The organism is Nocardioides plantarum, assembly GCF_006346395.1.
In the GTDB taxonomy this organism is placed as follows: Bacteria; Actinomycetota; Actinomycetes; order Propionibacteriales; family Nocardioidaceae; genus Nocardioides; species Nocardioides plantarum.
In genome coordinates, this window is the sequence record NZ_VDMS01000001.1 from 449,790 (window position 1) to 471,505 (window position 21,716).

Consider the following 21,716-nt stretch of genomic DNA (forward strand, 5'->3'; position numbering starts at 1 on the left):
CACCGGCCTGACCTAGGCTCGCGGTCGTGGGGAGCAGACGTCGTACGCGTGACCGGCGCGACCGGGGCATGCGGGGTCCCGGCGTCGTGCCGCGCGACCCCGGCACCCCCGAGCTGCGCGGCCCCCGGGAGCGATTCGACGCCCTGGTGCTCGCGGTCGTCGGAGACATCGAGGAGCGCTGGCAGGAACACCTCGGCCTGCTCGAGTACGCCGTCGAGGACACCCCCCAGGTGCCCGACGACTGGGACGCGACGTCGGTGCCCCTGGCCTCGCTGGTGCGCGGCTCGGGGGCGACCCCGTCCCGGCTCGTGGTGTTCCGTCGCCCGATCGAGCACCGCAGCACCTCCCGCAGCGAGCTCGAGGCGATCGTCCTCACCGTCGTGGTCGAGCAGGTCGCCGAGCTGCTGGGCGTGACGCCCGAGACCGTCGACCCCCGGGTCGTCGACGACGACGACTAGTCGCCGGCCGTCAGGGCCGGCCCGGCGCGACGTCGGGCACCAGGCTGGTCGTGGGCGCCTCGCGCAGCCGCACCACCGTGGCGCCGCGCGTGCTGGTGACCAGCACGACCGCGGCGATCGGGGTCCGGGTCGGGGTGACGGTGACGAGCCGGGCCCGGCGCGACAAGTCGAGCGTGTCGCCGCGCCCCGGGGCCACCTCGACCCGCTTGCGGGACAGCACGGTGCCGCCGGCATCGCGGGTCTCGACGGTCACCACACCGGCCGCGCGGGCGCCGCCGAGGACGAGCTGCTGGGAGCCGCCCGGCAGGACCGCGGTGGCGGCCGTGGTGAGCGGCGCGGGGGGCACGGACGTGGCGAGGTCGCGGTCGACGTAGGTCGACAGGTTGCTGGTGACGGGGACGGTCGAGCGGATCTGGAGCCCGACCGCCGCCTCGTCCCCGGTGCCGGCCGAGCGGATCGCGCTGGCCACGGGGACCTCGACGACGCTGCGCGGCGGCAGCGTGATCGGCTTGAGCCCGACCGGCGCGAACACGGCGTCGCGGGTCACCAGCGACACCGTCGCCCGGCCCTGCGACCCACCGGGGTTGGCCAGGACCAGGGTGCGCGAGCCGCCGCCCTCGGGGATGCCGAGCACGAGGTTGCCCCTGGCCGGGGCGGCCTGGGAGGCAAGCCCGTCGTCGCCGGTGCGACCGCTGCTGAGGTCACGGGTGGTGTCCAGGACGCTCGCGGCGACCCGGCCGCGACCCACCGTCACGTGGAGCGCCAGCTCGTCGGAGCGGGGCACGACCTCGGCGAGCCGGAGCGTGCGGACCGAGCCGCCCTCGACGGTGATGCCGCGCAGCCGCGGAGCGTCCACGGTGCCCTCGCCTCCCAGGACGGTGACGTCGACCACCGCGCGTCCCGCGTCGGGGTTGACGAGCCGGAGGACCGAGCGGTGCCCGGCGCCGGCGCCGACCCCGGTGAACCACTGGTCGAACTGGGGGGCCTGGCACTCGACGCCGGCCGGCGGCGTCGCGAAGCGGCCGGCGACCAGCCCGGGGGCCACGTCGCCCTCGCCGGTGAGGACCACGACGCCCCCGCCCAGGCGGACGCTGCCCGTGGTCCCGGGTGCCACCCGGGCCTCGGCGGAGGCGTCGCCGGCGCGGGCCCGGATCGACCCGGACGCCCCGGAGGTCGAGGCCACGAGGACGGGGCTGCCGCCCGGCGGGCACACCACGGTGCTGCGGGTCAGCCGGGTGTCCTCGGGCTGGCTGCCGACGCGTGCGGTCGTCGTACCGGTGTGGGCGAGGAACGCCACGAGGAGGGCGAGCACCGGCACCAGCACGGCGACGACCGTGATGGCGTCGGGACGGGTCCGTGCGCCGGGCGCCGTACGACGTCCGGCCCGGCGGCTGCCGGGAGCCCGGTCGGGGGCGCGGTCGGGGGCGCGGTCGGGGGCGCGGTCGGGGAGGTCCGGGGTGCTCATGACTCCCTCTCGGTCCGCAGGGTGGGCGCGGCCAGCACCAGGACGGCGAGGAACGCCAGGCCCTGCACGACGAGCAGCAGCACGCGGAACCACGAGGTGCCGTCACCGTCGACGGCGCCGGCGGCCAGCGGCCGGTCGACCTGCCAGGCGCGGCTGCGCGGCCCCGAGCTCGACTGGACCAGACCGGTGGCCCCGTCGAGGGCCGCCGCGACGGTCCCGTCGGCGGGCGCGACCAGCAGGACGTACTCGACACCGAGGTCGCCGAGTCGGTCGACCACCTCGGGTGTCGGTCGCGAGAGCAGGGCCCGGACGGTGGCGGTGACGTCGGAGCCGGGGGTCGTCAGGTCGAGGACCTCGTCCTCGCCCAGCGTGAGGCCGTCGCCGCGACGCACGGTGTAGATGAGACCGTCGTCGACGCTGCCACGGACGACGAGCACGCCGTGCTCGGGCCCGAGCTCGGAGCGCTGCACCATGTATTCAGGCACGATCGAGGCGTCGCTGCTGGTGAGGCTGTCGTCGGCGGTCGCCCACCACGCGGCGCCGGCGATCGGCACCGCCAGGGCGGCGACCGCGCCGGCTGCGGCGAGGACCCGCCAGCCGGTCGCGAGCCGGCCGCGCACCGCCCCCTGGGCGCCCAGCACGACGGCCGTCACCAGGCAGGCCTGGACGACGAGCATCGGGGCGCCGAGGCCCGTCGGGGTGTCGGTGCCGGTCAGCCCGATCGTCACCGGCGTGAGCAGCGCGCCGACCACGACCGCGACGAGCGCGACGATCCAGCACAGGATGACGGGGATGCGACTGGCTCGGGGCAGCAGCGCGAGCAGGCCGACGACGACCAGCACGACGCCGATCCAGGCCGGGGCGCCCAGGTCGCCCAGACGACCCAGGAGCAGGCCCCACCGCCCGGTCCCCGGTGCGGGCGCGCGCCCGGTCTCGAGCAGCAGCGCGCCGCCGTGGCCGCCGACCAGGGCCGGCAGCCACCAGGGCGCGTGCAGCACGAGCGGGACGCCGAGCGCGGTGGCCGGAGCGCCCCACACGTCGCGTGAGGTGACCGCGTCGCGTGCCAGCGCCAGCGCGCCGACCAGGGCCACCGCGACCAGGGCGAGGGCCACGAACCAGGCGACCGGCGCGAACGCCGCCACCAGGGCCAGGAGCAGGCCGACCCGCCAGCCGGCCCGCCGCCGCCGGTCGACGCCCGGATCGGCGAAGCCGAGTGCGGCGTGGGCGAGCCACGGCAGCAGCGCTGCTGCCACCACCAACCCGAGGCGTCCCTCTCCCCAGGCCCCGGAGGTCACCGGTGCGAGGGAGTACGTCGTCGCGCCGCCCACCAGGAGCCAGCGCGGCGCGCCCCGGGGGCTGACCAGTCGGCCGGCGACCCGCAGGAACCGGAACGCGCCCCACAGCCCCAGCGGCAACGACAGCACGAGCAGCGCGCTGACCGTGGCGGTCGGACCGAGGACGCTCGCCAGGAGCGCCAGCAGGACGACGTACGGCGGAGCCGGCACGTCGGTGCCGAAGCCCAGGGGGTGCCAGGTGTCGTAGTGCAGGGCCCACCACGAGCCGGTGTCGTCCGGCACCGGTGACAGGGCTCCCCCGCTGACCTCGCCGAGGGCGGTGCGGGAGGCGACGAGCATGCCGACGACCACGAGGACCAGCAGCAGCGCGACCGGGTTGGTGAAGAAGCGGGCGACGGCACCGGAGTCGGCGAGGTCGTCCTCCTCCTCGCGGGCCGCGCGCTCGGCGCGCAGCCGGGCGGCGGCCTGCGAGGACGGATCGAGCTCGGCAGCGGCGACCCGTCGGCGCTCGGCGACGTCGGCCGCCTGGCTGGTGAGGGCCGAGACCAGGTCACCGACGAAGTCGAGGCCGTGGCGGTAGGGCACCCACGCCGGGGCGAGCAGGCGGCGTACGCGCTCGGTGTCGGGCGCCCGTCCGGCCCGCTGGAGCCACTCGCGTCGCTCCCGGCGTCCGGCACGCAGCGCCCGCGGCTGGAACACCACGGTCACCAGTGCGGCGAGGTCGTCGACCGCCTCGCCCGGTGAGCGGATGACGAGGAACCCGAGCATCCGCACCACGGTGCCCAGGGTCAGCCGCAGCAGCCGCCACGGCAGTGCGGCGGCGCTGCTGTTGACGAGCAGCGTGTAGAGCGCGGCCCGGCGCTCGTGGACGTGGGTGTGGCCGCCGAGCGTGGTCTCCCGTACGCCGCGGTGCGCGGCCTCGGCGTGGAACACCACGGCCGACGGCACGACGAGCGTCGTGTGCCCGGCCGCCGCGGCCCGCCACCCGAGGTCGAGGTCGTTGCCGAACAGGGGCAGCCGCGGGTCGAACCCGCCGAGATCCTCGAGCACCCGCCGGCGCACCAGCATCCCGGCTGAGCTGACGGCCAGCACCTCGCGCTCGTCGTCGTGCTGGCCCTGGTCGTACTCCCCGCGCTCGAGACCCGTCTCGCGACGCCCCGTGCCCGAGATCGTCACGCCCAGCTCGAGCAGCCGGCGCAGCGACGGCCACTCGCGCAGCTTGGGCCCGAGCAGGTCGACGTCAGGACGCCGGGCCGCGGCGTCCAGCAACGACGAGAGCGCCCGCGGCGCCGGGCGCGAGTCGTCGTGCAGCAGCCAGACCCACTCGGCGTCGGCGTGCGTGACCGCGATCCGCTCGAGACCGCGCCGCACCGCCTCGGGGTACGACGTGCTGGCCGCCACACTCACGACGTCGTGGTGCTCCGGGAGCAGGTCGACGCTCTCGTCCCGGCTGCCGGTGTCGACGACGACGACCCCGTCGGGCACCACGACCTGCTCCCCCAGCCCCTCGACCACCCCGGGTAGCCAGCGCGCGCCGTCATGGCTGACCAGCAGCACGACGACACCGCTCGAGGACCCCAGGGAAGACACGGTCGCCGACACTATCGGGGTGGTGGAGGGCGAGCGATTCGTCTGTCGAGGTGTCTGCTCCGCACCGGGTCCCAAAAACGCGAGGGCCCCGACCAGACGGTCGGGGCTCCCTCGAATGAGCGGGTGGTGCTCAGACCACCTTCTTCTTCAGCTTGCGGCGCTCTCGCTCGGAGAGCCCGCCCCAGATGCCGAAGCGCTCGTCGTTCATGAGTGCGGACTCCAGGCAGTCGTCGCGGACCTCGCACGTGAGGCAGACCTTCTTGGCCTCGCGGGTGGATCCGCCCTTCTCCGGGAAGAACGCCTCGGGGTCGGTCTGGGCGCACAGTGCGCGCTCCTGCCAACCTGCTTCTTCATCGTCCCCTGGGGCTTCCAGGAGGAACAGCTCCCTCATGATGGTGACCTCTCGACCCGGCATTCGACCCCGAACAACATTGTTCGAATTACATGCCTGTCATACCCGGAAGTCAAGCGGAACTCTGATAAGGACCTGAGATCAACCGCCCCGGTCCAGACGGCTCGGGGCGACCCGGCAGAGTAGGCCCATGTCGATCACGCGGATCACCGTGCTCTCCGGTGGCATGGGCGGGGCCCGGTTCCTGCAGGGACTGCTGCACGGGATCGCCGCCGGGACGGTCCCCGGGGTGAGTCCTGGGGCCGAGGTCACGGTGGTGGCCAACACGGCGGACGACCTGTGGATGCACGGGCTCAAGATCTGTCCCGACCTCGACACCGTCATGTACACCCTGGGCGACGGCATCGACCTCGACCGGGGCTGGGGACGTCGCGACGAGACGTGGAGCGTCAAGGCCGAGCTGGCGGCGTACGGCGTCGAGCCGACGTGGTTCGGGCTCGGCGACCGCGACATCGCGACCCACGTGGTCCGCACGCAGATGCTCGACGCCGGCTACCCGCTCTCGGCGGTGACCGAGGCGCTGTGCCGGCGCTGGCAGCCGGGGGTGCGGCTGCTGCCGATGAGCGACGACCGGGTCGAGACCCACGTGGCGATCGCCGACGAGGCGGCGCCCAGCGGGCGTCGGGTCGTGCACTTCCAGGAGTACTGGGTGCGGTTGCGCGCCGAGGTGCCGGCGGAGTCGGTGATCGTCGTCGGGCTCGACGCGAGCAGCCCGGCCCCCGGCGTCCTCGAGGCGATCGCCGAGGCCGACCTCGTCGTGCTGCCCCCGTCCAACCCGGTCGTGTCGGTGGGCACCATCCTCGGCGTGCCGGGCGTGCGCGAGGCGCTGCGGACGACCGCGGCGCCGGTGGTCGGCCTGTCCCCCGTCGTCGGCGGCTCCCACGTGCGCGGCATGGCCCACCAGATGCTGACGTCGATCGGGGTCGAGGTGAGCGCGGCGGCAGTCGGCCTCCACTACGGCGACCGGGCGACGACCTCCGAGGGGGTGCTCGACGCCTGGTTGGTCGACGAGCGCGACGCAGACCAGGTCGACCGGGTCCGCGGGGCCGGCCTGGCCTGCGCCGCGGTCCCGCTGATGATGAGCGACGTCGACGCCACGGCCGCCATGGCTGCCGCTGCGGTCGCGCTGGTCACCGACCGCGGGTCGGTGGACGGCGCCCGGTGACGGTCTCGGCCACCGCGCCCGACGGCGTGCCCGAGGTCCGGGCCGGTGACGACCTGGTCGACCTGCTGCTCGCGGCGATCGGGACCGCCGGCCTGCGCGACGGCGACGTCGTCGTGGTGACCAGCAAGGTCGTCAGCAAGGCCGAGGGCCGCGTGGTCGCCGGCTCCCGCGAGGAGCACCTGGTCGCCGAGACCGTCCGCGTCGTGGCCCGGCGCGGCCCGACCACCATCGTGCGCACCCGGCACGGCCTCACGATGGCCGCCGCCGGCATCGACGCCTCCAACGTCGCGCTCGGCTCGGCCGTGCTGCTGCCGCTCGACCCCGATGCCTCGGCCCGCCGGCTGCGTACGACGCTGCTCCAGCGCACCGGGCACAACGTCGGCGTCGTGGTGACCGACACCGCGGGCCGGGCCTGGCGCGAGGGCCAGACCGACATCGCCGTGGGCGCGGCCGGTCTCGTCGTCGCCGAGGACTTCGCCGGCCGTCTCGACGCCCACGGCAACGAGCTCGCGGTGACCGCACCGGCCGTCGCCGACGAGATCGCGGGACTCGCCGAGCTGGCCCAGGGCAAGCTCGGCGGGCGACCCTTCGCCGTCGTGCGCGGACGCGCCGACCTGGTCCTGGCTCCGGACGACCACGGACCGGGGGCCGCCGCGCTGGTCCGGCCCGAGGGGGCCGACCTCTTCGGCTACGGCGCCCGTGAGGCCGTCGTCCGCGCGCTGGGCGGCGTCGCCTCCGACGCGGTGCCGTTCGGCGCCCCCGTCGCGGTCGGCGAGCTGCTCGACGTCGCCGCCCGGGCGCTGGGCGTGACCCTGCGTGTGCTCGACGACGACGTGGTCGTCGCGCCGGCCGACGCCGACCCGCGGCTGACGGTCCTCGCGTTCGCCCACGGCTGGCTACCGCACCCCGCGACGGGTGACCACGACACCGACCTGCGCTTTGCCAGGTCGACTCCGTAGACTCTGCGCGTTCCCCACCCCAGAAGAGGTATGTCGAGCGTGGCCAAGCCGTCCAAGACCGCCAAGACCGAGCGTCAGCGGCTGATCGACGAGACCCTGAAGAAGCAGAAGTCCGCCGAGAAGCGCCGCGGCAACGCGATCGTCGCCGGGGCCGTCGTGATCGCCCTGGTGATCATCGGCATCGCCGCCGTGCCGCCGCTCCTGGGCAGCTTCAAGGAGGCGGCGTACGCCGACACCCCGATCAACGAGATCGGCGCGAAGGCCTCGGTGTGCCAGAAGCCGATCGAGAAGGCCGGCAAGGACGTCGGCACCCACGTGGAGCAGCCGCAGACCGTCGACTACGACACCGCCCCGCCCGCGTTCGGCGCCCACTGGAACGTCGCGGGTGTCGCACCGGCGTCGTTCCGCGAGAAGTTCTACGACGCCGACGACCGTCCCCCGCTCGAGGCGCTGGTGCACAACCTCGAGCACGGCTACACGATCATGTGGTACGACGAGACCATCGCCGACAACACCGGCAAGCTCGCCCAGGTCAAGGCCATCGCGCGCAAGTACAAGGACTCCGGCGACAACCAGAACTTCCGCAACAAGTTCATCGCCGCACCGTGGACCGACGACGACGAGGGCGGCAAGAAGTTCCCGAAGGGCCAGCACGTCGCCTTCACCCACTGGAAGGGCGACTCCGCCACCTCCACCGGTGTGTGGCAGTACTGCTCCGACGTGTCCGGCCAGGCGCTGGTGTCCTTCACCGACACCTACCCCTACACCGACGCGCCCGAGGCCACCGTCCCCTGACCCGCCGACCCGGTCGGGTCCCCCGGGACCCGCTCGGTCAGGTCAGGTCGGCGCGCCCGGAGTCCTTCAGGGCCGCCACGATGGCCTTGACGTCCTGCGCCCGCGCCCGCGTGGTGACGAGCAGGGCGTCGGGGGTGTCGACGACGACGACGTCGTCGAGCCCGACCACGGCGACGACCTTGCCGCTGGCCGGTACGACGAGCCCCGTGGCCGCGCTCGAGCGGACCAGGTCGGCGTCGCCCAGCACGGTGATCGAGGCGGAGTCGGTGTCCTCGAGCAGGGTGGCGAGGGAGTCGAAGTCGCCGATGTCGTCCCACCCGAACGACGCCGGTACGACGGCCACCCGGCCCGCGGCCGCGGCCGGCTCGGCGACGGCGTGGTCCAGGGCGATCTTGGGCAGCCCGGCCCAGGCCGCCTCGAGCGTGTCCGGGTCGGCGGCGATCGCCCGCAGCGCCGCGGCGAAGCCGGGGTCGCCCTCGGCGAGCAGGTCGAGCAGCACCGTGGGGCGCACGACGAACATGCCGGCGTTCCAGCGGTAGCGTCCGGTGGCGAGGTAGCCCGTGGCCACGTCGACCGACGGCTTCTCGACGAACTCGACCACCGCGTGGGCCCCGGGGTGGCCCGCGAGGTCGTCTCCGAGGTGCACGTAGCCGAACGCCGGGGACGCGAAGGTCGGCTCGATGCCGATCGTCACCAGCCAGTCGTCCCGCGCGGCGGCGCAGGCCAGCCGCACCGACGCGCCGAAGGCGACCGGGTCGGCGATCACGTGGTCGGCCGCGAAGGACCCCATCACCGCGTCCGGGTCGCGTCGCTCGAGCATCGCCGCGGCGAGGCCGATCGCCGCCATGGAGTCGCGGGCCGACGGCTCGGCCACGACCGAGGCGTCGTCGACGTCGGGCAGCTGGGCGCACACGGCGTCGCGGTGGGCGCGACCGGTCACCACGACGAACCGGTCCTCGACCAGCGGGGCCAACCGGTCGTGGGTGCCCTGGAGCAGGGTGCGGCCCGAGCCGGTGAGGTCGCGCAGGAACTTCGGCGAGGCCGACCTCGACAGCGGCCACAGTCGCGTCCCGGCCCCGCCGGCGGGCACCACCGCCCAGAAGCCCTCGATCGGGCCGTCGAGGGAAGCCGTGCCGGGGCTGGTCGTCGCAGTCATGGCCGGAGCGTAGTGACTCCCCGTGGCTCGTCGGTGCGGGTTCGGGAGACTGGACCCGTGACCACCTTCACTGCCGTCCTCACCGATCTCCTGCGCGGCGACTCGGGGCGCCCGCTCGTGACGTTCTACGACGACCACACCGGCGAGCGGACCGAGCTGTCGGTGACGACGTACGCCAACTGGGTGGCCAAGGCCGCGTCGCTCCTGGTCGACGAGCTCGACCTCGAGAAGGGGCAGACGCTGCGGGTCGACCTGCCGGCGCACTGGCTGGGACCGGTGTTCCTGGGAGCCGCGTGGACGGCCGGTCTCGTGGTCACCGAGGACGACGACCCCGATGCCGTGGTCTGCGGTCCCGACACCCTCGAGCGGTGGGCTCCTCGGGCCGACGACCTCGTGGTGCTGGCCTCTGCGCTGCTCCCGATGGGGGTGCGACACCCCGACGGTGTTCCTGCCGGCGTGCACGACGTGGGGGTGGAGATCTGGTCGCAGCCCGACGCGTTCGTCGCCTGGGACCCGCCGACGGGCGCCGACACGGCGCACGACCTCGGGGGCCGGCCCGTCTCGCAGGACGACCTCTGGTCGGCGGCCGCCGCCGGCACTCTCGTGTCCGACGGCGACCGCCTCCTGACGGAGGCGAACCCGGCTTCCCCACCGGGGATCGCCACCTTCACCGAGCCGCTGCTACGCCGCGGCTCCCTTGTCCTGGTCGCCCGGGCCGAACGGGAGCGCCTCGAGGCGACCTACGTCGCCGAGCGCGCTACCGCTCGCTTCCCTGCCTGAGCGACCAGACATCTCTCTCGATCCTCTCGGCCCGATCAGCCGAACAGGTCGAACTTCCCGTAGCCGACCCCGATCGCCTGGGGAGCGGCGAGCTTGGTCGACGAGCCGGCGATGAACACCAGGGTGCCGGTGGAGCGCCGCCGGGCGATCAGGTCGGGGTGCCCGGTCAGGTCGATGTCGCTGACCCCCATGATCTTGTCGTACGGCGTGGTGTTGAACGGCAGGGTCCGCGCTCCGGTCAGGCCGCCGGGCCCGTTGCCGGGGTAGAGGATCAGCTTGGAGCCGTTGCGGACCAGGCTGTCGGGCGCGCCGTCGCCGTCCCACAGCCCGACCGGGATCTGGTTGGTGCCCTTGATGCCGCTGTAGGCGACGTAGCTCGGCCGGAGGCCCTGCTTGCCGCGGCCGGGATAGATCCGCATGTCGCCCTTGACCGGCTGTCCCATCAGGTCGGGCCAGCCGTCGCCGGTCATGTCCCCCACCGCGGCCAGCAGCCCCACGCCCTTGAACTTCCCGATCCGGACCGCGTCACCGAACCGGCCGTTGCCACGGCCCGGTCGGAAGTAGAGGTTCCCCGAGCTCGCGAGCCGGGTGATCATGTCCGAGGTCCCGTCACGGTCCCAGTCGCCGGCGTTGAAGATGCGGTCCATGGCGGACAGGTTCACCTTCATCGGGATCGCCGTACCGCGCACGACCTTGCCGTTGACCCGCCGCAGCGGGATGACGTAGCCCTGCCCGTCCGAGGCACGACGCGCGAGCAGGTCGGGCGGATCGCCCGCGACCACGTTGGACTCGAGCTGGCGCCCCGAGAACGAGGCCTGCGCCTGCTTGGCCAGGGTCCGGATCTGCGGGATCTTGGCGTAGAGGTACTTGCCCGGGCACGCGGTCGAGCCGGCGTCGCGGTGGCCGTTGATCGCCTTGAAGTACTTCTTGGTGACGTACTGCCTGGTCGAGGACGCCTTCACGCCGTGCAGCGCGAGCTTCCAGCCGAACAGCGCCCCGTAGGCCTGCACCATCGCGTTGGTGGGCTTGGCCTCCTCGAAGTTGCCGATCGCCGACATCGCGAACGAGTCGTCGTTGTAGCCCAGGGTGTGCGCACCGACCACCGGGCGGTCGACACCGCCGTAGCGGCCCTCCCAGATCCGGCCGAACCGGTCGACCAGGAAGTTGTAGCCGATGTCGGACCAGCCCTTGGACTTGGTGTGGTAGGCGTAGATGCCGCGCAGGATCGCCGGCACGTCGGAGGCCTTGTAGTTGTTGGCGTTGACCGTGTGGTGCACGAAGCCGGCGTGCACCTCGAAGTAGTGCAGCGAGCTCTTGTCGCGCAGCTTCTCGTCGGCGCCCCACTGGGCGCGGGAGTAGATGACCGGCTTGCGGGTGTAGGCGGCCGCCGAGAGCTGGACGTCGCCCGCGGACGTCGGCAGCGTGCCGGCGGCGGGGGGTGCGGTCGACTCGGTCGGCTCGGTCGGCTCGGTCGGCGTGGCCGGCTCGGTGGGCGTAGCCGGCTCGGTCGGCGTGGCCGGCTCGGTCGGCGTCGTGGGCTCGGTCGGCGTCGTGGGCTCGGCCGGGGTGGCCGGCTCGGTCGGCGTCGTGGGCTCGGCCGGTGCGGTCGGCTCGGGGGCTGTGCCCGACTCGTCGAGCGTGCTGGTGTCGATCGCGGGCAGCTCCTCGGCCGAGGTGGCCGCGACGCCCGGGTCGATGACGGCGAGCTTGAGGTCGGCCGGTGCGGCGTGCACCGTGGTGACCTTGACCTGCACCTGGTCGACGTCGCCCACCAGCAGCTCGTCGGTGCCGGGGCGGGCGTGACGGGCCTCGTCGCTGTCGGGGTCCGGGCCGTGGTCGTCGTGGTAGTCCATCGGCGTCCAGCCCGACCAGGCGCCGTTGTCGAGCAGGCGCACCTGAGCGGTGATCTCGCCGTCGGGCACGACCTCGCCGTGCTTCCAGGTCAGCCCGACGGCGCCGTACCCGGTCACGTCCTGGGGGGCGCTGATGATCTCCTGGCCGCTCACGCCGACCGACCGGGAGCTGTCGAGCGCGCGGCGCGACACCGCCCCGCTCGCGGCGGAGGTCAGGGCGACCTCGCGGACGACCGGGTCGACGACCGCGGTCGGCACCAGGGTCGGGATCGTCTGGGCCTTCTCGTACGCCGTCATCGACAGCGCCGGCAGGGTGCCGGTGGCGGGCGCGGCGTCGCCGTCGTCGGGCGACGGCGCGAAGTCGATGGAGACGACTCCGGCCGCAGGGGTCAGGGCAGCCACGATGACGCCCAGGACCAGCAGCTGCTGGCAGGTCGTCACGAAGCGCGGGCGGACGTCGCGCGACCGGGGTCGGTCCGGGTCGGCGAGCGTGGGGGAAGGGGGGAAGAACGGCATTCGAAGTCAGCTCCTGTGCGAGGGGAAGAGTCACACGGGAAGCAACTGTCACAGCAGTCACACGACCTGGGAAGAGGATCTGAGTAACTACAGATCTGTAATTTCCACTCGACACGCCGATGTCTGTGGAAAAGATTGTGGAGGACGGGCACGGTGCACGTCGATCGAGGTGCGAAGGCCGCTAGGCCTGAGCCTCGAGACCCCCGCAGCCGACACGCCCAACCCGACCGAGCGTCCTAGATGTCGGCGCCGATCTCGTCCTCGAGGACCTCGTCCTTCTCGCCCTTGTCGTAGCCCAGTCGCTTGATGCCCGCCTTGGGCTCCCCGTCGAAGACGAGCTTGCCGTCCTCGAGGACCAGGACGCGGCTGCACATGCGACGCACCGACCCTGCGGAGTGCGAGACGTAGAAGAGGGTGCGCCCGCTGTCGCGGATCGCCTCCATGCGTTCCATGCACTTGGCCCGGAAGGGCTTGTCCCCCACCGCGAGCACCTCGTCGGCCAGGAAGATGTCGGAGTCGACGTGGATCGCGATGGCGAAGCCCAGGCGGGCGGCCTGCCCGGACGAGTAGTGACCGACCTGCTGGTCGAGCTGCTTCTCGACGCTGGGTCCGGCGAAGTCGACGATGGCGTCGAACTTGCGGCGGGTCTCCTTCTCGGTCATGCCGAGGATCGCCGCGTTCAGGATGATGTTGTCGCGCCCGGAGAGCTGGGTGTGGAACCCCGCGCCGGTGGCGATCAGCCCGGCGATGCGGCCGCGGACGAGGATCGAGCCGTCGTCGGGCTTCATCACGCCGTTGATCATCTTGAGCATGGTGCTCTTGCCGGAGCCGTTGAGGCCCATCAGCCCGATCGACTCGCCCTGCTCGACGGTGAACGAGACGTCGTCGACGGCCTGGAAGGTCTCGACCGTGCGCTGCCGCCGCACCTTCGCGACGGTGATCTGCTTGATGGTGCGCTGGTAGCGCCGGGTGAACGTCTTCGAGACGTTCTCGACACGGATGGCGTCGGCCACGACTCAGAGCCTCTCGGGGATCTTGTTCTCGAGCCGGGAGAACACCACCTGCCCGATGGCGAGCACCACGAGGCTGATCCCGACCGCACCGAGGCCCACGAGCAGCAGGTGGTCCGGCAGCAGCGCACTCGTGTCGCCGTCGATGGTGCCGATCCAGAAGGCGCGCTGCGAGAGCATCACGGCGTCGGCGATGGGGTTCCAGACGTAGTAGGGGGCGACCGGACCGAAGCGGTCCTGCACCTGGGTGTAGCTGTAGATCATCGGGACGACGAAGCGGATCAGGTTCTGCACGATGCTGACGGCGTTGCCGACGTCGGCGAAGAACACGTTGGCCGCGCTGAGGAGCAGCGCGATGCCGAGGCCGAGGATCATGATGATCAGCAGGGCGAGGACGAAGGCGGCCACCCCGTAGAGGTCGGGCCTCCAGCCGGCCAGCGCCGACACGACCGCGAGGATCACGACCTGCGGCCCCACGTGGTAGAGGGAGGTCAACATCGTCGCCACCGGGAACATCTCCCGCGGCATGGCCATCTTCTTGACGATGCCGCCGTTGCGCACGATCGAGCGGGTGCCGGCGCCCATGGTCTCGGTGAAGAAGTGCACGATCACGATGCCCGAGAAGATGTGGATGGCGAAGTTGGGGATCGCTTTGTGCAGGCCGAAGATCGTGCCCATGATGAAGAAGTAGATGCAGAACTGCGACAGCGGGTTGATGTAGGACCACAGCAGGCCCAGGATCGAGCGCTGGTAGCGGGCCTTGATCTCGCGCTGGACCAGGAGCTTGAGGATGTAGCGGCGCTCGAACGCCGCCTTCAGCCCGGTGACGTCGGACGGCGGCCGCAGCGGCGGCAGGTGGGACGGGTCGAACGTCGCGTGGCCGAACTCGGGCAGGCCGGCGTCCGCGTCGGCAACGACGCGGGAGCCCAGACCTTCGGTTGCGGCAGACACGATCGCTGAGTCTACGGATCGGTGGGCGCGGGCTGGAAACCGCCGCGCGCCGACCGCATCACATCACGCGTGGATAGCACGCGCGGATACCGATTTCGGCCGAATCCGGCTTTACGCTGGCTCTCATGGAGGAATCTCGACCGCACCGCGGCCTGCGTGGCGCGCTGGAGCGCAACTTCGGCTACGCCTGGGCGGCCGGCCTGGTGATGGCCGCCGCCACCGTGATGTTCTCGGTCGTCGCCGAGCTGCCGATCCGCGACCCCGACAGCCTGATCCCGGGCTATATCCGCTTCCCGGCCATCGTGCTCGGTGCCGTCGCCCTCGACGTCGTCCCCCGCGTGGTCGCCCGGGCGCGTGGTCGGCTCTCCGACTACGGCTCGACCTTCGCCGCGGTGCTGCGCGAGCGCTGGACCCGCGCCCACTGCCTCTACGCCCTCGGCGGGGTCGGTGCCTGGTACCTCACCTACGCGACCTTCCGCAACCTCAAGAGCTTCGTGCCGTTCGTCAACAGCCACAACTGGGACACCGAGCTGCGCCACCTCGACCGGTTCCTGTGGTTCGGCCACGACCCGGCGGTCGTGCTGCACCACCTGTTCGGCACGGGGTGGGCCGCCCAGTTCTTCTCCGGCGTCTACTTCGTGTGGATCGGGCTCGTGCCGATCAGCATCGCCATCGCCCTGGTCTGGACCCGTCGTACCACCGCGGGCTCGTGGTACGTCACCGCCGTGGCCTTCGACTGGATGCTCGGCGCCGCGGTCTACCTGATGGTGCCGTCGACCGGTCCGATCTACACCGCCGCGCAGCGCGGCCAGTTCGCCGACCTCCCCCACACCTACAACACCGACCTGGCCGACTCGCTGTGGGACGACCGCGTCACCGTGCTGGGCGACGTGTTCGGCTCGGGCACCCTGCAGACGATCGCGGCGTTCCCGTCGCTGCACGTCGGGATCATGGTGACGATCTGCCTCATCGTCCAGTACGTCGGGCTTGCCCGCTGGATCCGCGTCGTGTCCTGGGTCTTCCTCGGCCTGACCGTCCTGGCCACCATCTACCTCGGCTGGCACTACTTCGTCGACGTCCTCGCCGGCGCAGCCGTCGGCTCGGTGACGGTCTGGGCCGCGGCCCTGGCCACCGGCAACCACGTGGGCCTGCGACCCAGGCTCGCGCAGGAGAGTGACGAGCTCGTCGACGCCTGACGCGGCCTGACGACGGGCCCGTCCGGGGCCGCCCCTAGGGTGGTCGTGTGGACACCGACGCGATCACCACACTGCTCCAGGACGTGGCCGCCGAGGTCGTGACACCGCGGTTCCGGAGCCTGTCGGCCGACCAGGTGAGCGAGAAGAACCCCGGTGACCTGGTCACCGTGGCCGACCGCGAGGCCGAGGTCCTGATCACCGACGCGCTGACCTCGGCCTACCCCGACGCGGTGGTCCTGGGCGAGGAGGCCTCCGCAGGCGATCCCTCGGTCCTGGAGCGTTACGCCGCCGCCGAGCACGCCTTCACGGTCGACCCGGTCGACGGCACCCGCAACTTCGTGCACGGCTCCCCCGACCACGCCGTGATGGCGGCCGAGCTGCGCGGTGGTGAGGTCGTGCGGTCCTGGATCTGGCAGCCGCAGCACGCACTGATGTACGTCGCCGAGCGCGGCGCCGGCGCGTTCTGCAACGGGCAGCGACTGTCCACCACCCCACCCACGGGCGAGCCGGCCTCGTGGGACGTGCGGACCTCGCGTCGGTCGTGGGTCGGTCGGCGGCACGCCGCGGTCGGTGTGCTGTCGCTGACGTGGGTCTCGTGCGGCATCGACTACCCGCGCCTGGTCGAGGGCCGGTGCGACGCCCTGCTCTACAAGTCCACCAAGCCGTGGGACCACGCCCCCGGGCAGCTGCTGCTGACCGAGGCGGGCGGGGCGCTGCGCCACCACGGAGGCGACGACTACGACCCCCGACGGACCGCCGATCGCTGGCTCGTCGCGGCGGCCGACGAGGCGACGTACGACGTCATCGACCGGGGCTGGGACGTCACCTGACCAGGGCCGACGGCACCAGCGTGACCGGGAACGGGTGGCTCAGCACCAGTGCCTCGGCGCCCGAGGCCCGACCGCTCTCGACGTAGCCGCCGTCGACGAGGTCCCAGGCCACGACTGACGGCGCGGCCGGGTCGACCACCCAGTAGGACGCCACCCCGGCCACCTCGAACCGGCTGCGCTTGAGCCCGAGGTCGATGTGGCGGGTGCTGGGCGAGAGGACCTCGACCGCGAGCAGCGGGACGCCCTCGTGGTCGTCGCCGGATGCCTGGGCGGCGGTGGTGACCAGCAGGTCGGGCTGCACGACCGTGCGCTCGCCGAGCACGACGTCGAGCGGGGCGACGTAGACCCGCATCGTCTCGGGACAGGCGGCTCGCAGTGCCAGGTACAGCTCGCCGACCGCGCCCTGGTGCGGCAGACGGGGCGACGGCGTCACGACGATCGCCCCGTCGATGAGCTCGTAGCGGTTGCCGTCGTCGGGCATCGCGTCGAGGTCGGCGCGGGTGAACTCACGTCCGCGCGGCAGCGTGGTCATGGTCTCCATGGTGCCCCCTGCTCGTCATGCGGACCAGGGTGCACCGGACGACGCATGGCTGCCGGCGTCATCAACAGGGCCCTGCTCAGCAGGCGCTGGCGACGTCCTCGGAGTCGTTGGCGGCGTAGCCCTCCTTGAGGGTCCCCCGCGAGCCGCCCGTCATCGAGGTGCTCGACGCGGACCTCTTGCGCTTGGCCGGGGCCTTCGCCTTGCCCTCGGAGCGGTCGATGGCGTTGCGGACCATCTGGCGCACCTTGGCGATGTCGGGGTGGGCGGTGACGATGGCCGGTGGCACCAACGAGATCGAGCCGATCTTCTGGCTCTTGGCCTTCATGCCCAGGTCGAGGAACGTGTCGAACTCCGAGGCCGGGATGCTCGTCTGGACCATGTCGGAGGTCGCCTTGGCGATGGAGGCGAAGTTCCTCACCGCCGAGGCCGGGCTGACCTGGGCCAGCATGGCGCTCATCACGCACTTCTGCCGGGCCATCCGCGAGTAGTCGTCGGACCCCTCGCGGGACCGGGCGTACCAGAGGGTCTGGTAGCCGTTGAGCCGGCGCTTGCCGGCGGGCAGGGTGTTGACGACGCCGTCGTGGGCGTTGCCGATGTTGAGCGGCTCGCGGACGTCGAGGGTCACGCCGCCGACCGCGTCGACCAGGCCGCGGAAGCCGTCGAGGTTGACCATGACCCAGTAGTTGATGGTGAGGTCGGTGATGCCCTCGATCGCGGAGATCGTGGCGTCCATCCCGGGGTCCTTGATGTCACCGAACAGCTTGGTGTTGTCCTGCGCCCAGGTGCTGACACCGTTGAGCATGCACCCGTCGCAGTCGAAGCCGTCGGGGAACTGCTCGGCCATCACCGAGCCCTTGCGGAACGGGAAGTTCGCCATGTTGCGCGGCAGGCCGACCAGGACCGTCTTGCCGGTCTCCTCGTCGATCGAGGCGACCGTCATCGAGTCGGTGCGCAGCCCGAACCGGTCGTCGCCGGAGTCGCCGCCGATCAGCAGCACGTTGTAGCGGCCGTGGGTGGCCGAGGTCGCCTCGCCGTCCCCGGACACGGCCACGATGAAGCCGCGCTGCACCGCGACGATGTGGGCGCTGAACAGCAGCACCCCCGCGACACCGAGCGCCAGGACGCCGTTGAGGCCGACCGACAGCCGACGGTGGCTCATCGAGTAGCTCTGCGGCTGCCCGATCCGCCAGGCGTCGACGAAGAGGTACGCCCAGCCGATCGCCACGGCCATCAGGACGATGTTGAGCCAGAACAGCAGGGTCGTGTTGACCGCCAGGTCGAGCGCGAGCCCGTGGTCGAAGGCGATCATGACCACGGTCACCGCGCCGATCGCCAGGAGACCGAGATAGGTGCGGAACGCCACCAGCCCGACCCTGCGGTTGCCGGCGACCAGCTGGGCCGTGCCCGGCGCGACGAGCGTCATGGCCATCAGCGACAGGGCGCGGCGAAAGCGCACCTGGGCGGCACGATCGGCCAGGGGGGTGGCGGGGGCGCCCGAGGGTCGACCGAGGCCGGACGGGCTGGACGGACTGGACAGCGAAGACATCAGGGGAAGAGCTCTCTGCTGGGGAAGGAAGCAGACTGCGGCTCAGTATCACCAGTCACACGCGCCACATCGGGCATGACGCGCCGCCCGGGGTGGATTGCCCGGATTGGTCGGTCCCCCCGGCCGTCGGGCACGACCGGGTCCCCGGGTTCCCACGCCTCGGGCGGTAGCGTCACGCGTCATGAGCGATCGTCCCGGCAACGGCGGACCCGACGAGGGTCCTGAGTTCGGCTGGCTCTACGGCCGGCCCGGTGCCGGCGACGAGCCGGCGCCCGAGGCCACCCGTCGCATCCCGGTGCAGCCGCGTCCCACGCAGCCGCGGCGGACCGAGCCGCGTCCTGCTCCCCAGGGCGCCGGCGTCGAGCCGCGCCCACCCGTGCCGGCCCCGGCGCCGTACCAGCAGCCGTACGAGCAGCCCCAGCCGCAGCCGCCTCATCAGCCACCCCAGCAGCCGGGTCGGGGAGGCGGCGGCTTCTGGGCGCGCCGGCTGCGCCGCCCGGGGTTCTACCTGCGGATGGCCCTGGTGCTGCTCCTGCTGTGGGCGACCTACATCGTGGCGGTCCCGTTCATCACCTGGCGCAGCTCGGAGAAGGTCGCCTACGCACCCCAGGGCGACCGACCCGCCGAGCAGGACGGCACGACGTACCTGCTGGTCGGCAGCGACTCCCGCAAGAACCTGTCGGCCGCGGAGCGCAAGAAGTACCGCACCGGCAACGTGACCTCCGTGCTGACCGACACCATCATGCTGCTCCACACCGGCGGCGGGCCGAGCGTGCTGCTGTCGATCCCCCGCGACACCCGGATCGACGAGTCGTTCTACTCCGGCAAGATCAACGGCGCCTTCAGCCGGGGCGGTGCGCCGCTGCTGACCAGGATCATCGAGGCCGAGACCGGCATCCGCATCGACAAGTACGTCGAGATCGGGCTAGGCGGCGTCGCCGACGTCGTCGATGCGGTCGGCGGCATCGAGGTCTGCCCCAAGGAGCGGCTCCTGGACGGCCAGGCGGGCCTCAACATCTACAAGGGGTGCCAGGAGGTCGACGGCACCACCGCCCTGGCCTACTCACGCTCCCGCAAGAAGTCGGCCCTGGGCGACCTCGAGCGCGTACGCCGCCAGCGCGAGGTCATCGGGGCGATCGGCAAGAAGGTGCTCTCCCCGTGGTCGGTGGCCAACCCGGTCCGCTGGTGGCGGCTCAACAAGGCGGTCCCGTCGTTCTTCACCTTCGGCGAGGGCACCAGCGCCCTCGACGCCAGCAGGTGGGCGCTGGCGATGACCAGGACCGGGAGCGGCGACAACCTGACCTGCACCATGCCGGTGACCGACGGCACGGCCGAGACGTGGGACCGCGACCGCGCCGACCCGATGTTCGCGGCCATCATCGACGACAAGACCGACGAGATCACCAAGGACCAGTGCACCCCCAACGGCGTCAAGCCCTGACCGTCCGGTGAGGATGGGCTCCATGGCCACCGCTGCGAGCTACGAGACCCTGGACTGGTCGGTCGACGCCGACGGCGTCGCGACCCTGACCCTCAGCCGACCCGACGCGCTCAACGCCTTCGACCTCACCATGGCGCGCGAGCTGCTGAGCGTCTTCACGACCGACGCGCTCGACGACGACGTGCGCGCCGTCGTGGTGACCGGGGCCGGCCGGGCCTTCTGCGCCGGCATGGACCTCTCGGCGCCGGGCAACGTGTTCGGGCTCGACGAGTCCCTCGAGGTCACCCCCGAGACCCTGCGGGACCACCTCTCCGACCCGGCGTACGACGACGGGGTCCGCGACACCGGCGGCAAGGTCACCCTCGCCATCCACGCGCTCCCCAAGCCGGTCATCGCCGCGATCAACGGCGCTGCCGTCGGCATCGGCGCGACGATGACGTTGGCGATGGACCTCCGACTCGCCTCGACCAAGGCCCGCATCGGGTTCGTCTTCGGTCGGCTCGGCATCGTGCCCGAGGCCGCCTCGACGTGGTTCCTGCCGCGCATCGTGGGCGTGCAGCAGGCCCTCGAGTGGGTCTACGCCGCCGACATCCTCACCGCCGAGCAGGCCCTGGCCGGGCGGCTGCTGCGCTCGGTCCACGAGCCCGACGAGCTGCTCCCGGCCGCGCTCGAGCTGGCGCGCTCGTTCGTGGTCGACCGCTCCCCCGTCGCCCTCGCGCTGGCCAAGCAGCTCGTCTACGCCAACAGCGCCGCCGACCATCCGCTCGACGCCCACCTCGCCGACTCCGTCGCCATGTGGCACACCTCGATCGGCGACGGCAAGGAGGGGGTGGCCGCGTTCCGCGAGAAGCGCACCCCCCGGTTCACCGGCCTGGCGTCCCAGGCGCCCCGCATCCTCCCGGAGTCCTGAGCCCGGCCCGCTCAGGCGACCCCTCGGCGAGGGTCAGGCGGCCAGCGACGCGCGCAGCCGACGCAGGATGCCGCTGATCAGGCGCGACACCTGCTCCTGGGTGACGCCGACCTCAGCACCGATCTCGGACTGGGTCCGGTTCTCGAAGTAGCGCAGCTCGAGGATGCGACGGTCCCGCGCGGGCAGGGACCGCATCAGCGGCACCAGGGCCAGGCGCGCCTCGGCGCTGGCGAAGGCGGGGTCGAGGTCGCCCATCCGCTCGATCGGCGCCTCGGCGGTCTCGGCACCGGCTCGCGGTGCGTCGAGCGAGTCGGGGCTGAAGCAGCCGTGGGCCGACAGGGCGTCGGTGACCAGCCTGAGCGGGACGTCGAGGTGGTCCGCGAGCTCGCTGGGGCGTGGGCCGCGTCCCCACCGCTGGGTCAGCTCGACCTCGGCCTCGCCCAACCGGGCCTGCACCTCCTGGACCGACCGGGGCGGGCGTACCGCCCAGCCGGCGTCGCGGAAGTAGCGGCGGATCTCGCCGCGCAACGTCGGCACGGCGTAGCTCAGGAAGTCGACGCCGCGGGCCGGGTCGAAGCCCCGCACCGCCTTGACGAGTCCCAGGTAGGCCACCTGGTCGATGTCCTCGGCGGGGATGCCCCGACCGTGGTAGCGACGCGCGACCTCGGAGGCGACGACCATGTTGGCCTGGATGGCCTGTTCCTCGTAGCGGGCCCGGACCTCGCCGCGACTGGCCCGGGCGCGGGAGAGCAGCAGGGCGGTGTCGACGCGGCGGCGCGCCTCACTGGTGGTGCGATGCGACCCCATGTCGACTGACCTTCCGCGCTGGACCGCGACTACCACCGCG

The 21,716-nt window shown here is 72.5% G+C and carries 19 protein-coding genes; 9 read left to right on the forward strand and 10 right to left on the reverse strand.

Annotation, left to right across the window (positions count from 1 at the left end; genetic code table 11):
• Nucleotides 1–26 precede the first annotated feature (26 nt).
• Entirely contained in the window at nt 27–458 is a 432-nt protein-coding gene (locus tag FJQ56_RS02070; RefSeq protein ID WP_246083945.1) for a metallopeptidase family protein, read from the forward strand.
• A 10-nt stretch (nt 459–468) separates the two neighbouring features.
• On the opposite strand, the gene FJQ56_RS02075 is transcribed toward FJQ56_RS02070, so the two are convergent.
• The 3 genes from FJQ56_RS02075 to FJQ56_RS02085 form a co-directional block, all read right to left on the reverse strand.
• A complete protein-coding gene (locus tag FJQ56_RS02075) occupies nt 469–1,923 on the reverse strand; it encodes a DUF5719 family protein (protein WP_140007538.1) in 1,455 nt (484 codons plus the stop codon).
• Complete coding sequence (locus FJQ56_RS02080) at nt 1,920–4,808, reverse strand: glycosyltransferase family 2 protein (RefSeq protein WP_140007539.1); 2,889 nt, start codon at nt 4,806–4,808, stop codon at nt 1,920–1,922. Before FJQ56_RS02080 ends, FJQ56_RS02075 begins: the two co-directional genes overlap by 4 nt.
• Before the next feature lie 130 nt (nt 4,809–4,938).
• Nucleotides 4,939–5,199 carry a WhiB family transcriptional regulator gene (locus tag FJQ56_RS02085; protein ID WP_140007540.1) on the reverse strand — a complete coding sequence of 87 codons (261 nt, stop codon included), beginning with the start codon at nt 5,197–5,199 and terminating at the stop codon, nt 4,939–4,941.
• 151 nt (nt 5,200–5,350) lie between these two features.
• Here FJQ56_RS02085 and cofD point away from each other — a divergent pair, with 151 nt between their 5' ends.
• The 3 genes from cofD to FJQ56_RS02100 are packed head-to-tail and all read left to right on the forward strand — an operon-like array spanning nt 5,351 to nt 8,139.
• On the forward strand, nt 5,351–6,385 hold the full coding sequence (cofD, locus tag FJQ56_RS02090; protein WP_140007541.1) for a 2-phospho-L-lactate transferase: 1,035 nt from the start codon (nt 5,351–5,353) through the stop codon (nt 6,383–6,385).
• Nucleotides 6,382–7,344: a coenzyme F420-0:L-glutamate ligase gene (locus FJQ56_RS02095; protein ID WP_140007542.1), complete on the forward strand. Its 963-nt coding sequence runs from the start codon at nt 6,382–6,384 to the stop codon at nt 7,342–7,344. The genes cofD and FJQ56_RS02095 overlap by 4 nt, the downstream gene beginning before the upstream one ends.
• Nucleotides 7,345–7,383: 39 nt before the next feature.
• Nucleotides 7,384–8,139, forward strand: coding sequence for a DUF3105 domain-containing protein (locus FJQ56_RS02100; protein ID WP_140007543.1), 756 nt, complete (start codon nt 7,384–7,386; stop codon nt 8,137–8,139).
• Between the two features lie 37 nt (nt 8,140–8,176).
• Here the strand turns inward: FJQ56_RS02100 and FJQ56_RS02105 are convergent, their stop codons facing one another.
• Nucleotides 8,177–9,295 carry a mannose-1-phosphate guanylyltransferase gene (locus tag FJQ56_RS02105; protein WP_140007544.1) on the reverse strand — a complete coding sequence of 373 codons (1,119 nt, stop codon included), beginning with the start codon at nt 9,293–9,295 and terminating at the stop codon, nt 8,177–8,179.
• Nucleotides 9,296–9,352: 57 nt separating this feature from the next.
• On the opposite strand from FJQ56_RS02105, the gene FJQ56_RS02110 reads away from it, so the two are divergent.
• On the forward strand, nt 9,353–10,075 hold the full coding sequence (locus FJQ56_RS02110; protein WP_140007545.1) for a TIGR03089 family protein: 723 nt from the start codon (nt 9,353–9,355) through the stop codon (nt 10,073–10,075).
• A 35-nt stretch (nt 10,076–10,110) separates the two neighbouring features.
• Here FJQ56_RS02110 and FJQ56_RS22355 read toward each other — a convergent pair whose 3' ends face one another.
• The 3 genes from FJQ56_RS22355 to FJQ56_RS02125 all read right to left on the reverse strand — a co-directional run bounded on the left by FJQ56_RS22355 (nt 10,111) and on the right by FJQ56_RS02125 (nt 14,405).
• Complete coding sequence (locus tag FJQ56_RS22355) at nt 10,111–12,444, reverse strand: N-acetylmuramoyl-L-alanine amidase (RefSeq protein WP_140007546.1); 2,334 nt, start codon at nt 12,442–12,444, stop codon at nt 10,111–10,113.
• 236 nt (nt 12,445–12,680) lie between these two features.
• Entirely contained in the window at nt 12,681–13,457 is a 777-nt protein-coding gene (locus tag FJQ56_RS02120; RefSeq protein WP_140007547.1) for an ABC transporter ATP-binding protein, read from the reverse strand.
• Nucleotides 13,458–13,460: 3 nt separating this feature from the next.
• Nucleotides 13,461–14,405, reverse strand: coding sequence for an ABC transporter permease (locus tag FJQ56_RS02125; protein WP_246083946.1), 945 nt, complete (start codon nt 14,403–14,405; stop codon nt 13,461–13,463).
• A gap of 125 nt (nt 14,406–14,530) precedes the next feature.
• Between FJQ56_RS02125 and FJQ56_RS02130 the strand changes: the two genes are divergently transcribed.
• Both FJQ56_RS02130 and FJQ56_RS02135 read left to right on the forward strand, forming a co-directional pair.
• Nucleotides 14,531–15,601, forward strand: coding sequence for a phosphatase PAP2 family protein (locus FJQ56_RS02130; protein ID WP_140007548.1), 1,071 nt, complete (start codon nt 14,531–14,533; stop codon nt 15,599–15,601).
• A gap of 47 nt (nt 15,602–15,648) precedes the next feature.
• Entirely contained in the window at nt 15,649–16,431 is a 783-nt protein-coding gene (locus FJQ56_RS02135) for an inositol monophosphatase family protein (protein ID WP_140007549.1), read from the forward strand.
• On the opposite strand, the gene FJQ56_RS02140 is transcribed toward FJQ56_RS02135, so the two are convergent.
• Together FJQ56_RS02140 and FJQ56_RS02145 are read right to left on the reverse strand one after the other, a co-directional pair.
• The gene (locus tag FJQ56_RS02140) at nt 16,424–16,963 is read right to left on the reverse strand and encodes a Uma2 family endonuclease (protein WP_246083947.1); all 540 of its coding nucleotides are present in this window, start codon (nt 16,961–16,963) and stop codon (nt 16,424–16,426) included. The genes FJQ56_RS02135 and FJQ56_RS02140 overlap by 8 nt on opposite strands.
• 85 nt (nt 16,964–17,048) lie before the next feature.
• The gene (locus FJQ56_RS02145; RefSeq protein ID WP_140007551.1) at nt 17,049–18,518 is read right to left on the reverse strand and encodes an LCP family protein; all 1,470 of its coding nucleotides are present in this window, start codon (nt 18,516–18,518) and stop codon (nt 17,049–17,051) included.
• 181 nt (nt 18,519–18,699) lie between these two features.
• On the opposite strand from FJQ56_RS02145, the gene FJQ56_RS02150 reads away from it, so the two are divergent.
• Nucleotides 18,700–19,959, forward strand: coding sequence for an LCP family protein (locus FJQ56_RS02150; RefSeq protein ID WP_140007552.1), 1,260 nt, complete (start codon nt 18,700–18,702; stop codon nt 19,957–19,959).
• Nucleotides 19,960–19,981: 22 nt separating this feature from the next.
• Nucleotides 19,982–20,869 (forward strand): crotonase/enoyl-CoA hydratase family protein, encoded by an 888-nt coding sequence (locus tag FJQ56_RS02155; protein WP_140007553.1) that lies wholly within the window; start codon nt 19,982–19,984, stop codon nt 20,867–20,869.
• Between the two features lie 33 nt (nt 20,870–20,902).
• Here FJQ56_RS02155 and FJQ56_RS02160 read toward each other — a convergent pair whose 3' ends face one another.
• Nucleotides 20,903–21,676 (reverse strand): sigma-70 family RNA polymerase sigma factor, encoded by a 774-nt coding sequence (locus FJQ56_RS02160; RefSeq protein ID WP_140007554.1) that lies wholly within the window; start codon nt 21,674–21,676, stop codon nt 20,903–20,905.
• Between the last annotated feature and the right edge of the window lie 40 nt (nt 21,677–21,716).